Raw genomic sequence first — 11,947 nt, forward strand, 5'->3', positions numbered from 1 at the left:
ACCGGGCTCAGTGCGGCAGCTCGCCGAGCCGGGCGAGCCAGTGCTCGGCGGTGGCGCCGTCGAAGGGCGCCTCGCGCCGTCGCACCGCGGCGAGCACGGCGTCGGCGTCGGCTCGCACCCGGGCGACGAGCTCGGCGGGGTAGCCGAAGGCAACGGCGTGCTCGGCGAACTCGTCCTCGTCGTCGATGAATGCCGAGGCGCCGTCGCGCTCGACCACGTCGAGGTCGAGGTCGACGTACGAGACCGTCGCACCCGTCGCATCGCTGCGCCACTCGGGCGGCGTGGCGAGGTCGATGTACGTGCCGAGCCCGCGCGGGTGGCCCGTGTTGAACGCGGCGGCCCACCCGCCCGACGGGAAGAGCGACACCGAGACCCAGCTCGCCGTGAAGGCGTTGCCGGGGCGGGCGAACGAGGTGCCGGCCGGGAACCCCACCCAGTCGCCGTGCTCGTCGGCGCCGAGCCAGACGCCGTCGAACTCCCAGTGCGGGCGGCCGCCCCATTTCGTCGCGCGGACGCGGACGGGGGTGCCGGGGACGGTCGGTCGGCTCGCGGGGTCGATGCTCGTCACGCCATCACCGTACGCCCCGTCGGCGGGCGGCGACGACGCGGCGCGGCTGGAGCGCGGCGGGGCCCGGCTCGGCCCGGCTCACTCGCCCGATGCCGCCGCGACCGGCCCGCGCGTGCTCGTCGCCTTGGCACGCAGCCGCAGCGCGAACACGCCGCCGGCGAGGAGGAAACCGGATGCCGCGAAGAGCGCCCAGCGCGAGGCATCCGCCATGCCGGCCGAGAGCGCGTCGGCGACGGGCGGCCCCGCCTCGCCGAGCTGACCGTCGGTGCCCTCGGCGCGCAGCGGCGGAATGTTCGCGCCTGCCGACTGCTCGGTCGACGTGATGACCTGCTGCTCGGCCTCGGCCGAGAGCCCCGACTGGCCGTCGAGCTGCGCCGGCAGCGCCTGCGCGAGGCCCGCGGCGAGCACGGCGCCGATGATCGCGGTGCCGAGGGCCGAGCCGACCTGGCGCACCGTGCTCTGCGTCGCCGAGCCCTGCCCCGACTGCTCGGGCGGGATGTCGGCGAGCACGGTGCCCGTGAGCTGCGCCGAGGCGAGCCCGAGTCCGAGGCCGTACACGGCGAGCACTGCGGCGAGCCACCACCCCGACATCTCGGGCCCGAGCATGAGGGCGGCGATGAGCGTGCCGACGAACTCGATCCCGAGTCCGAGCAGCACCACGTTCGGCGCCCCGAACCGCTCGGAGAGGTGGCGGGCCGAAGCACCGGAGACGAACGCGCCGAGCCCCATCGCGGCGAGCACGAAGCCGGCGGCGAGCGTCGAGAGCCCGAGGGCGTTCACGATGAACAGCGGCAGCACGAAGAGGATGCCGAACTCGCCGACCGCGACGCAGAGCGCGACCAGGTTGCCCCAGGTGAAGGTCGGCACCGAGAAGAGCCGAACGTCGAGGATGGCCGAGCGGCCGTTTCGGGCGCGATGCCGCTCCCAGAGCACGAAGAGCACGAGCGAGACCACGCCGATGGCGAGCGCGATCGGCACCGGGGAGACGGGCCAATCGGCCGGCCAGGTCCAGCCGAACAGCACGAACGGCTGCTCGGGCGCCCACCAGCCGAGCGAGCCGCCCTCGATGAGGCCGAAGACCAGCGCGCCGAAGCCGATCGCCGAGAGCAGCAGTCCGTCGACGTCGAGGCCCGGACTCGTCACGTGCGCCCGGGTCTCGTCGACGGTGAAGATCGCGACGACGGCGATCACGATGCCGAACGGGAGGTTCACGAGGAAGATCCACTGCCAGCCGAACGACTCGGTCAGCCAGCCGCCGAGCAGCGGGCCGAGCGCGGCCACGCCGGAGATGACCGCGCCCCACACGCCGAACGCGACCGCGCGGTCGCGCCCGCGGAACGTCGCGTTCACGGTCGACAGGGTGGTCGGCAGGATGAAGGCGCCGCCGACGCCCTGCACGAGTCGCGCGAGGATGAGCGAGTCGCCGCTGGAGGACAGCGCCGCGAGCAGGCTGCCCGCGAGGAAGAGCGCGATGCCGAAGAACATCGCGCGCCGTCGCCCGAGGCGGTCGCCGAGGCGGCCCGCGGTGAGCAGCAGTGCGGCGAAGACGACCGAGTAGATGCCGTTGACCCACTGGGCCTCGCTGAAGTCGAGCTGCAGCTCGGTGATCAGCGTCGGCAGCGCGACGCCGACGATCGTGCCGTCGAGCACGATCATCGACAGGGCGGAGGCGAGGACGCCGAGCCCGACCCATCGCCGTACCCCTGTTCGACCCGGAGCACCCCCGGTGCCCACCACTGCGTCGTTCCCCTGTTCGCCCACGCGCCAACGATACGAGCAGGCATCCCTCCGGGCATCCATCGAACGACGGAAGGCGTGTCGCAGACGGCGGCCGACGCCGTGTCCGGAACCCGCCGGACGCCCGCGCACAGCGCCGCGAGGCTGGGACCACCAGACAGGAAGGCGGCCGACGTGGGAACCCTGACCCCGATCGACGCGCACACGCGCAGCACCCGGCACTCGACGATCTCCCCGGCGATCCTCTACTTCGGCAGCCAGGTGTCACTGCTGTCGACCGTCGACGAGGACGGGCACCCGAACCTCGCGCCGAACTCCTCGGTGTGGTGGCTCGGGCAGACCGCCATGCTCGGCGTCGCCGCGCGCAGCCAGACCGGCCGGAACCTCGTCGCGAACGGCGAGGCGGTGATCAACCTGCCGTCGGTCGACCACGTCGACGCCGTCGACCGGCTCGCCCTCACGACCGGCCGCAACCCGGTGCCCGAGCGCAAGGCGGGGGCCGGCTACCGGCACGTGCGCGACAAGTTCGCCGCGGCGGGGCTGCGGCCGCTCGCGTCCGAGACGGTCGCCCCGCCGCGGGTGGCCGAGTTCCCGGTGCACCTCGAGGGGCGCGTCGTCGCGATCCACCCGATGGGCGGCGCCGAGACGCCGGCTGAGGCGAGCCTGCTCGCAGTCGAGCTCGGCATCACGCGCGTGCACGTGATCGAGTCGGTGCGGATGGCCGGCCATGCCCACCGCATCGACCCCGTGCGCTGGCGACCGCTCATGATGAGCTTCCAGCGCTTCTTCGGCCTCGGCGGCGAGGCGCGGCCGTCGCGCCTCGCGAGCATCGACGAGGAGTGGTACCGCGGCTGAGGCGGCCGGCGCCGGAGGCGGGGCCGGCCGGGTGCCGGAGCCGCCTACGCTTGACGGGTGGACTGTTCGTACTTCGACGCCGGGCGCTGCACCTCGTGCGCGCTCATGGGTCGGCCGTACGCACGGCAGCTCGCCGACAAGCAGGCGCACGCCGAGGAGCTGCTCGCCCCGTTCGACGTGCCCATCTGGGATGCGCCGGTCGCGAGCCGCGAGGACGGCTACCGCAACAAGGCGAAGATGGTCATCGGCGGCACCGTGGATGCCCCGACGATCGGCATCCTCGACGCCGACGGGCACGGCGTCGACCTCGAGGCGTGCGGCATCTGCTCGCCCGGCCATCGTGCCGCGTTCCCGGTGCTCGCCCGCTTCATCACGCTCGCGCGGCTCACCCCCTACGACGTGCGCGCGCGCACGGGCGAGCTGAAGCACCTCATCGTCACCGAGTCGCCCGACGGCGAGCTCATGATCCGCTTCGTGCTGCGCTCGACCGAGCCGGTGCCGCGTCTCCGCAAGCACCTGCCGACGCTCCTCGCCGAGCTGCCGCACGCGCGCGTCGTGACGGCGAACGTGCTGCCCGAGCACAAGGCGGTGCTCGAAGGCGAGCAGGAGATCGTGCTCACCGAGGCGCAGACCCTCGCGATGCGGCTCAACGACGTGACGATGCATCTGCGCCCGCAGAGCTTCTTCCAGACGAACACCGAGATCGCCGCCGCGCTCTACGCCGAGGCCCGCGACTGGATCCGCGACCTCGCACCCGACACCGCCTGGGACCTCTACTCGGGCGTCGGCGGCTTCGCCCTGCACCTCGCCGGCACCGACGGCGCCGGGCCCGAGGTCACCGGCATCGAGACGAGCGTCGAGGCGGTCGCAAGTGCCGAGCTCAGTCGAACGGATGCCGCGCTCTCGCGCCTGCGCTTCGCCTCGGGCGATGCCACGGCCTTCGCCCTCGGCGCCGAGGCGAGCCCCGACCTCGTGATCGTGAACCCGCCCCGCCGCGGCATCGGCGCCGAGCTCGGCGCGTGGCTCGAGGCATCCGCCGTCTCGCACGTGCTCTATTCGAGCTGCAACGCGGCCTCGCTCGCGAAGGACCTCGCGGCGATGCCGTCGCTGCGACCGGTGAAGGCGCGCGTCTTCGACATGTTCCCGCAGACGACGCACTTCGAGGTGATGGTGCTCCTCGAGCGGCGCTGAGTCGGAGGCTCGTCGTCCCGTCCCGTCCCGTCCCGTCCCGTGACGAGTCGTCGCGCCGGGGCGCGACACGCCGCCGCGAGCGACCTCGGCCGCGGCCGGGGGTCCGACAGTGCCGACGACTCGAGACGGGCGCCTACGCTCCGGCCGGCACCTGCTGCGTGATGCAGTGCGGTCCGCCGCCGCCGAAGGCGATCGTCGACCCCGGCACGCCGACGATCTCGCGGTCGGGGTGCACCCTCGCGAGGAACTCGAGCACGCCCGCGTCGCGTTCGTCGCCCTCGACCGGCACGATGACGGCGCCGTTGGCGAGGTAGTGGTTCGCGTACGACACCTCCGACTCGGGGTCGGGGTCGAGGAGGTCGATCTCGAGGGTGCGGCCGGCGGCGTCGGGCGAGGCCTGCAGGCGGGCGAGGTTCTCGCGGGCGCGCTCGTACTCGCTCGAGCGCGGGTCGGAGGGCACCTCGAGCAGCACCCGGCCCGGGCCGACGTACTGGGCGACGCCGTCGACGTGGCCGTCGGTGCCGGCCGGGCCGACGTCGAGGCTGTGCCCGAAGGGCAGCCAGGTCACGGCGGTGACGCCGAGGTAGTCCTTGAGGCCCTGCTCGATCTCGGTCTTCGTGAGGTGCGGGTTGCGGTTCGGGTTGAGCAGGCACTGCTCGGTGGTGATGAGCGAGCCCTCGCCGTCGACGAAGAACGCGCCGCCCTCGAGCACGAACGGGGCCCGGAAGAGCGGCACGCCGAAGTGCTCGGCCAGTCGGTCGGGGATGAGCTGGTCGCTGTCGTGGGGGTGCCAGCGGCCACCCCAGGCGTTGAAGCCGAACTTGATGGCGGCGAGCTCGCCGGCGGCGTTCGTGACGAAGGCGGGGCCGCTGTCGCGCGCCCACGAGTCGTCGACAGGCACCTCGAGCGGTTCGACGCCCGAGCCGCAGAGGCTGCGCACCTCGGCGGCGTGGCCGGGGTTGCAGAGCATGACGACGGGCTCGAACGCGGCGATCGCGCGGGCGACCGCGGCGTAGTCGCGCTTGGCCTCCTCGAAACGGTCCTTCCAGAGCTCGCGACGGGCCGGCCAGATCATGATGCAGGCCGAGTGGGGGGCCCATTCGGCGGGCATCGAGTAGCCGGCTGCGGCCGGAGTGGGTGTCGAGATGCCGGCCTCGGCCGGGATGGGAGTCGTCTGAGTCACGGCGGACCTCCAGGGCTTGCGCGTCGGTGCGGATGCGATGTCTCGACTATTTTGGATGAGAACCAAGATTCTCGCAAGTGCGCGCCGACGCGCGAAACGGGATGCCCCGCCGCGGCCCGAGGGCACGGCGGGGCATCCCGTCTCGAATGCCGCCCTGCGGGCGGCGGCGATGCGTCTCAGCGCACCCGTCAGCGACGCGCGGGCTCGCCCAGGAACACCGCGCAGGTCTGCATGCAGAGCGCGAGCAGCCGGTCGTGGTCGACGCCCGCCGCCCCGACCGTCAGCTGGATCGACAGGCCGTCGATCGTCGCGGAGAGGATCTGCGAGACCTCGTCGAGATCCTCGAAGGCGAACACCCCGCGCTCGCGCCCGTACTCGAGCACGTCGCGGAGGATCTGGCGCCATCCCTCGTCGAGCTCGTTGTGCACCTCGGAGACGAGGTCGTCGGTCGCCGCGTCGGACCAGACCTGGAACCACAGGATCCAGCCGGGATCGCCGCGCCCGTTCGACGCCGAGAGCTCGATCAGCCGCTCGAGCCGGGCCCACGGGTCGTCGATCGCGCCGAGCTCGGCTCCGGCCTGTTCGACGAGGGACTCCTCGCTCTGACGGATCGCGAGCATCAGGAGCTCGGTCTTCGAGGGGAAGTAGTAGGTGATGTGCCCGGGGCGCATGCCCGCGCGCTCGGCGATGTCGGAGACCCGCACGTTCGCGAGGCCGAGCTCGGCGATCGCCTTCGCCGCCGCCTCGACGACGAGCTCTTCGCGCGCCTTGCCCTTCGCGCGCCGGTCCGTCACCACGTCACACCGCCGTCCCCTCGCTCATCGCGACACCATCCTAGCCAGCGGCTCCGGCGCCGCTCCCCCGGCGCGATCGGTCCCGCCGGGAACCGCGAGGCAGTCCGCCGGAGGAACCGCGAGCCCGTTCGCCGGAGGAACCGCGAGCCCACCGGCAGGCGGGGTCGGCGCAGCCCAGGCCGCCCCCATGCGCGGCGCCGCCGCGAGCAGGGTCGCCGTGTACGGGTGGTGCGGGTCGCGGAAGAGCTCCTCGGTCGGGCGGTCCTCCACGATCCGGCCTGCGGTCATCACGACGACCCGCTCGGTGAGGTGCCGCACCACCGCGAGGTCGTGCGAGATGAAGAGCAGCGTCAGGCCGAGCTCGGCGCGCAGCCGCTCGAGCAGGTTCAGGATCGCGGCCTGCACCGAGACGTCCAGCGCCGCGACCGACTCGTCGGCGATGAGCACCTCGGGCTCGAGGGCGAGCGCGCGGGCGATGCCCACCCGCTGACGCTGCCCGCCCGAGAGCCGACGGGGGTATGCGCCGAGCAGCGACACGGGCAGTTCGACGAGTTCGAGCAGCTCGGCGGCGCGCTGCGGCACCTCGCGTGCCGGGACCATCCGATGCACCTTCAGCAGTTCGCCGAGCGTCTGGCCGATGGTCATCGACGGGTTGAGCGAGGCGCTCGGGTCCTGGAAGACCATCTGTATGCGCCGGGTCGCGGCCTTGGTGCGGTGTCGGGCCAGCGGCTCGCCGTCGAGCACGATCGAGCCCTCGTCGAGTTCGACGAGGCCGACGATGGCGCGTGCGAGCGTCGACTTGCCGCACCCCGACTCGCCGACGATGCCCACCGCCGAGCCGCGCTCGACCATGAGGTCGACGCCGTCGAGGGCGTGCATCACCGGCACTGGGCGCCCGCGCAGCCGCGCCGCGAACGCCGAACCGGTCCGGTAGCTCACCCGCAGTCCGCGGGCCTCGAGATACGCGCTCATACGCCGACCTCCATCAGCATCTCGGGGTGGATGCACGCCGTCGCGCGCCGTGCATCGCCGACGAGCTCGTGCGGCGCGCGGCGGCAGTCGTCCTGCGCGAACGCGCAGCGGGGGGCGAAGCGGCACCCCTCGGGGAACCGCCGCGGGTCGGGCGGCGTACCGGGGATCGTCGCGAGCGCCCCGTCGCCGCCGGCGAACGACGGCGCCGAGGCCAGCAGGGCGGCCGTATAGGGATGCTTCGGCGAGCGCAGTACCTCCTCGACGGGGCCGATCTCGACGATGCGGCCGGCGTACATCACGGCGACCCGGTCGCACACCTCCGCGACGACCGCGAGGTCGTGCGAGACGAAGACCATGGCGAGCCCGCGCTCCGTGCGAAGGCGCCGCAGCAGCTCGAGGATCTGCGCCTGCACCGTCACGTCGAGCGCGGTCGTCGGCTCGTCGCAGAGCAGCAGCTCGGGTTCGGTGGCCAGCGCGGCGGCGATCATCACGCGCTGGCGCAGCCCGCCCGAGAGCTCGTGCGGCCACATCCTCGCGCGCCGCTCGGGCTCGGGGATGCCGACGCTCGCCATGAGCTCGATCACCCGGGCCCGCACCTCGCGTCGCGGCATCCGGCGCCGTGCCCCGACCGCCTCGCCGATGAGCTCGCCGACCCGCATCGTCGGGTTCAGCGCCGTCATCGGCTCCTGGAAGATCATCGCGACGCCGTGCCCGCGCACGCGCTCGACATCGGCGGTCACGCGCTCGGCACGGCCGCCGCCGGCGTCGAACGCGAAGCGGATGTCTCCGCCCGCCGTGCCGCCGGGCGGCAGCAGGCCGAGCACGGCCTTCAGCGTGAGGCTCTTGCCCGAGCCCGACTCGCCGACGATGCCGAGCGATTCGCCGGGCGCCACCTCGAACGAGACCCCGTCGACCGGATGCATCGTGCCGCCGCCGAGCGCGAGATCGACCCGCAGCTCGCCGACGCTGAGCACGGGCCGGCTCATTTCCTCGTCCATTCTTCGAATCCCTCTCCGATGAGGCTGAGCCCGAGGCCGAAGCCCACGACGACGAGACCGGGCACGGTCGAGAGCCACCACTGCTCGCGGATGTACGGCTGGCCGGCTGCGATCATGGCGCCCCACTCGGGCGTCGGCGCCTGGATGCCGAGGCCGAGGAAGGAGAGCGCCGCGAGGCCGAGCGTCGCGCCGACGATGTCGCTCGGCAGGTAGACGAGGGTCTGCCCCACCGAGTTCGGGAAGACGTGGCGCCAGAGCACCCGGCTCGGCGACAGGCCGGAGGCCCGGGCCGCCGAGACGTACTCGAGCCCGCGGGTGCGCAGCACCTCGGTGCGGATGAGCCGTGCATAGGCCACCCACGCGATGAGCGTGAAGGCGACGAGGATCGACGTCACCCCCGGCCCGAGCACGAAGACGAGCGCGATGATCAGGATGTACGTCGGGAACGCCTGCACCACGTCGGAGACGCGCATGATGACGCCGTCGACCCAGCCGCCGCGGAACCCGGCGATCGCGCCGAGCGCCGTGCCGAGGATCGCGGGCAGCGCCGCCCCGAGGAATCCGACGAGGAGGTCGATGCGCGAGGCGAACACGAGCCGCGACACGACGTCGCGACCGAGCTCGTCGGTGCCGAGCCAGTGTTCGGGGCTCGGGTCGGCGAGCGCGTTCACGATGTCCTGCTCGAGCGGATCGTACGGCGCGACGAGCGGCGCGAACACCGCCACGAGCACGTAGACGGCGACGATGCCGGTGCCGACCCAGACGCGGCGAGGCAGCCGCACCCGCTCGGCGCCGATCACCGAGTGGGCGGGCATGACGTCCGCCGCGGCGGCGGTGACGGTGGTGACGGTCCCGGGGCTCATGACTCGACCTCCAGTCGCGGGTCGGCGATCGACGTGATGATGTCGGCGATGAGGAAGACGAGCACGACCGCGACCGCGAACAGCAGCGTGTAGCCCTGGATCGACGGGATGTCGCGCTGGCGGGCCGCCAGCACGATGCCCTGGCCGATGCCCGGCAGTGCGAAGGTCGTCTCGATCACGACGGCCCCGAACAGCAGGTAGCCGAGGTTCAGCGCGAGGATCGAGACCGTCGGCGGCGCCGCGTTGCGCAGCACGAACCGCGACATGATGCGCGAGCGACCGATGCCGAGCGACCGGGCGGTGGTGACGTGCTCGGCGCCGAGCACCGTGATCATGCTCGCCCGCAGGCTCCGCACCTGCAGCGGCGCGATCGAGAGCGCCAGGGTGAGCGCCGGCAGTGCGATCGACCGCAGGTGCTCGGCCGGCGTCTCGCCGAAGCCGCCGACGGGGAACCACCCGGTCGGCAGCGCGACGGTGAGGATGAGGATGATGCCCACCCAGAACGACGGCATCGCGAGTGCGACGAGTCCGAACGCCCGGGTGGCGTGGTCGAACGGCCGGTCGGGCCCGCGCGCCGAGATGATCGCGAGCGGCACCGAGATGACGAGCGACAGGAGGGTGCCGAAGCCGAGCAGCCACACCGTCACCGGGAGTCGTTCGCCGATGAGGCTCGCCACCGGCTCGTTCGACTTGAACGAGTAGCCGAGGTTGCCCGTGAGCACCTCGCCGACGTAGCGGAAGTACTGCACGATCGCGGGGTCGTCGAGGCCGAGCTGGGCGCGTACGACCGCCAGCTCGGCGTCGGAGGCCCGGAGGCCCACGATGAGCCGGGCGGGGTCGCCCGGCGTCACCTTGAGGATGAGGAAGACGAGCAGCACGATCGCGAAGAGGAGCGGTATCGCGAAGACCAATCGCTTCGCGATGAAGAGGTAGCGGCCCATGAGCTACTCGCCGACCTCGATCGTGTCCCAGTAGTACATGCCCCACGGCGCCGCGCTGAAGCCCGAGACACGGTCGGAGACCCCGTGCAGCACCTGGAACTCGGCGAGGCTGATGGCCTGCGCGTTCTCGATGGCGTCGTTCTGCACCGCCTCGACGATGGCCTGCTTCTCCTCGGGCGACTCGGTCGCGGTGTACGCGAAGAACTGCTGTTCGACGGTCTCGCCCTCGAAACCGGTGAAGAGCCACGAGGTGCCGTGGATCCAGCCGAGGGGGTCGATCACGTCGGGCGAGACGGCCCCGTACGACCAGAGCACCATGTCGGCGTCGAGCCCGTACGCCCGACTGAGGAACGCGCCCGTCTCGAGCGCGGTGAGGGTGACCTCGATGTCGAGTTCGGCGAGGTTCGACGCGACGACCTGCGCGACCAGGTGGTCGGTGGGGTTGCCGGCGTCGTAGATGAGCTCGAGCGGGCCGGGCTGCGGCGTCGCGGAGTCGGCGAGCAGCTCGCGCGCCTCGTCGAGATCGAGCGAGAAGGGCGCGGCGCTCGGCGCCGCCCAGTTCGCGAGGTTCGGCGGGATGATTCCGCGCGGCGCCGAGCCGTAGCCGCGGAACGCACCCTCGACGATGGCGTCGTAGTCGATCGCGTGGGCGAGGGCGCGACGGAGCTGCGGGTCGTCGAGGGGCGCTCGGGTCGTGTTGAAGCTCAGGTGCTCGACCTGCCCGACCGGCAGGTCGACGAGGCCGTCGCCGTACTGCTTGGCGTCGATCGCCGAGACGTACTCGGCGATGTCGACCTGGCCGGCCTGGAACTGGGCGCCGCGCTCGGTCGCGTCGGCGACGACCTCGATGACGACCCGGTCGAGGTGCGGCCGGCCCTCGAGGTAGTAGTGCGGGTTCTTCTCGAGGGTGATGCGGCCTCCGGGCGTCCAGTCGGCGACGACGAACGCGCCGGCGCCGACGGGCTTCGCGAAGTACTCCTCCTTCGAGAGCCCGCCGAAGTCCTCGGGGAAGATCGCCGACGACGACCAGGTCATCAGCACCGGCAGGGTCGAGTCGGGGGCGGCGAGCGAGAAGACCGCGGTGCGCTCGTCGGGGGTGGTCACGCCCGTGAGGTTCGCGTAGAGGGCGCCGTAGTTCGGGCCCTCGGCCCACACGCCGGCCGAGAAGGCGACGTCGGCCGAGGTGAGCGGGGTGCCGTCGCTGAAGGCGGTGCCCTCGCGCAGCACGAAGGTCCAGGTGAGCGCGTCGGCATCGTACGTCCACGACTCGGCGAGGCCCTCCTCGACGCCGGAGCCGTCGGGCGCGACGCGGAGCAGCGGCTCGAGCACGCCCTGCAGGGTCTGGTAGGTCGAGTACGCCGCCGCCTTGTCGGGGTCCCAGCCGTCGAACGACTCGGCGCGGGCGACGTGGAGGGTGCCCGCGTCGGCCGGATCGGCGGCGCCGCCGCCCGGGCTGCAGGCGGCGAGTGCGGCGACCGCGAATGCGCCGGCGAGTGCGGCGAGCGCCTTCGTCATGGAGGGGGCCATGAGGACTCCTGTCCCCGATGACGGCGTCGTCATCGGTCGAAATTGGATGATATCCAAACATCATCGACGCCCGCCGCCCGGTTGTCAAACAACGGCGGACCCGCGGCTCCGGTGCAGCGCGGAGCACGTCGCGCACGCCGGCGGGCGCGGCGATGGAGCGCACGGACGGCGCGCCGATGAGCGCCGGCGGCGCCAGGGTGCGAGGAGTCGGCGCGCGGCGAGTGCGCGCGCGGCCGGCGCGGCGGTCGGCGGGCGCGGCGGTCGGAGAACGCAGGGCAGGGCAGGGGCAGGGGCAGGGGCAGGGGCAGGGGCAGGGGC

General features: G+C 72.7%; 11 protein-coding genes. 2 read left to right on the forward strand and 9 right to left on the reverse strand.

The window, feature by feature from the left end:
* Window positions 1-7: 7 nt before the first annotated feature.
* Both ACFVTR_RS18605 and ACFVTR_RS18610 read right to left on the reverse strand, forming a co-directional pair.
* A complete protein-coding gene (locus ACFVTR_RS18605; RefSeq protein ID WP_387039736.1) occupies window positions 8-568 on the reverse strand; it encodes a DUF402 domain-containing protein in 561 nt (186 codons plus the stop codon).
* Window positions 569-646: 78 nt separating this feature from the next.
* Complete coding sequence (locus tag ACFVTR_RS18610; RefSeq protein ID WP_387039738.1) at window positions 647-2,329, reverse strand: DHA2 family efflux MFS transporter permease subunit; 1,683 nt, start codon at window positions 2,327-2,329, stop codon at window positions 647-649.
* Between the two features lie 150 nt (window positions 2,330-2,479).
* Between ACFVTR_RS18610 and ACFVTR_RS18615 the strand changes: the two genes are divergently transcribed.
* Together ACFVTR_RS18615 and rlmC are read left to right on the forward strand one after the other, a co-directional pair.
* Window positions 2,480-3,160, forward strand: a complete 681-nt coding sequence (locus ACFVTR_RS18615) for a flavin reductase family protein (protein ID WP_387039740.1) — start codon at window positions 2,480-2,482, stop codon at window positions 3,158-3,160.
* 57 nt (window positions 3,161-3,217) lie between these two features.
* A complete protein-coding gene (gene rlmC, locus ACFVTR_RS18620) occupies window positions 3,218-4,351 on the forward strand; it encodes a 23S rRNA (uracil(747)-C(5))-methyltransferase RlmC (RefSeq protein WP_387039742.1) in 1,134 nt (377 codons plus the stop codon).
* A gap of 133 nt (window positions 4,352-4,484) precedes the next feature.
* Here the strand turns inward: rlmC and ACFVTR_RS18625 are convergent, their stop codons facing one another.
* The 7 genes from ACFVTR_RS18625 to ACFVTR_RS18655 form a co-directional block, all read right to left on the reverse strand.
* Window positions 4,485-5,534: an agmatine/peptidylarginine deiminase gene (locus ACFVTR_RS18625; RefSeq protein WP_387039744.1), complete on the reverse strand. Its 1,050-nt coding sequence runs from the start codon at window positions 5,532-5,534 to the stop codon at window positions 4,485-4,487.
* Between the two features lie 188 nt (window positions 5,535-5,722).
* Window positions 5,723-6,331 (reverse strand): TetR/AcrR family transcriptional regulator, encoded by a 609-nt coding sequence (locus ACFVTR_RS18630; RefSeq protein WP_387039746.1) that lies wholly within the window; start codon window positions 6,329-6,331, stop codon window positions 5,723-5,725.
* Between the two features lie 21 nt (window positions 6,332-6,352).
* Window positions 6,353-7,300, reverse strand: a complete 948-nt coding sequence (locus tag ACFVTR_RS18635) for an ATP-binding cassette domain-containing protein (RefSeq protein ID WP_387039747.1) — start codon at window positions 7,298-7,300, stop codon at window positions 6,353-6,355.
* Complete coding sequence (locus ACFVTR_RS18640) at window positions 7,297-8,286, reverse strand: ABC transporter ATP-binding protein (RefSeq protein ID WP_387039749.1); 990 nt, start codon at window positions 8,284-8,286, stop codon at window positions 7,297-7,299. Before ACFVTR_RS18640 ends, ACFVTR_RS18635 begins: the two co-directional genes overlap by 4 nt.
* Window positions 8,283-9,161: an ABC transporter permease gene (locus tag ACFVTR_RS18645; protein WP_387039751.1), complete on the reverse strand. Its 879-nt coding sequence runs from the start codon at window positions 9,159-9,161 to the stop codon at window positions 8,283-8,285. The genes ACFVTR_RS18640 and ACFVTR_RS18645 overlap by 4 nt, the downstream gene beginning before the upstream one ends.
* A complete protein-coding gene (locus tag ACFVTR_RS18650; RefSeq protein WP_387039752.1) occupies window positions 9,158-10,102 on the reverse strand; it encodes an ABC transporter permease in 945 nt (314 codons plus the stop codon). Before ACFVTR_RS18650 ends, ACFVTR_RS18645 begins: the two co-directional genes overlap by 4 nt.
* 3 nt (window positions 10,103-10,105) lie before the next feature.
* Window positions 10,106-11,629 carry an ABC transporter substrate-binding protein gene (locus ACFVTR_RS18655; protein ID WP_387039754.1) on the reverse strand — a complete coding sequence of 508 codons (1,524 nt, stop codon included), beginning with the start codon at window positions 11,627-11,629 and terminating at the stop codon, window positions 10,106-10,108.
* Window positions 11,630-11,947 lie beyond the last annotated feature (318 nt).

Origin of the sequence: Agromyces sp. NPDC058126 (assembly GCF_042884595.1) — a bacterium.
Classification (GTDB): Bacteria; Actinomycetota; Actinomycetes; order Actinomycetales; family Microbacteriaceae; genus Agromyces.

What these genes read in the sequence shown, in the direction of transcription:
- ACFVTR_RS18655 (WP_387039754.1), bottom strand. Translation starts at nt 11,629, where the DNA reads ATGGCCCCCTCCATGACGAAGGCGCTCGCCGCACTCGCCGGCGCATTC.
- ACFVTR_RS18635 (WP_387039747.1), bottom strand. Translation starts at nt 7,300, where the DNA reads ATGAGCGCGTATCTCGAGGCCCGCGGACTGCGGGTGAGCTACCGGACC.
- ACFVTR_RS18650 (WP_387039752.1), bottom strand. Translation starts at nt 10,102, where the DNA reads ATGGGCCGCTACCTCTTCATCGCGAAGCGATTGGTCTTCGCGATACCG.
- ACFVTR_RS18645 (WP_387039751.1), bottom strand. Translation starts at nt 9,161, where the DNA reads ATGAGCCCCGGGACCGTCACCACCGTCACCGCCGCCGCGGCGGACGTC.
- ACFVTR_RS18640 (WP_387039749.1), bottom strand. Translation starts at nt 8,286, where the DNA reads ATGAGCCGGCCCGTGCTCAGCGTCGGCGAGCTGCGGGTCGATCTCGCG.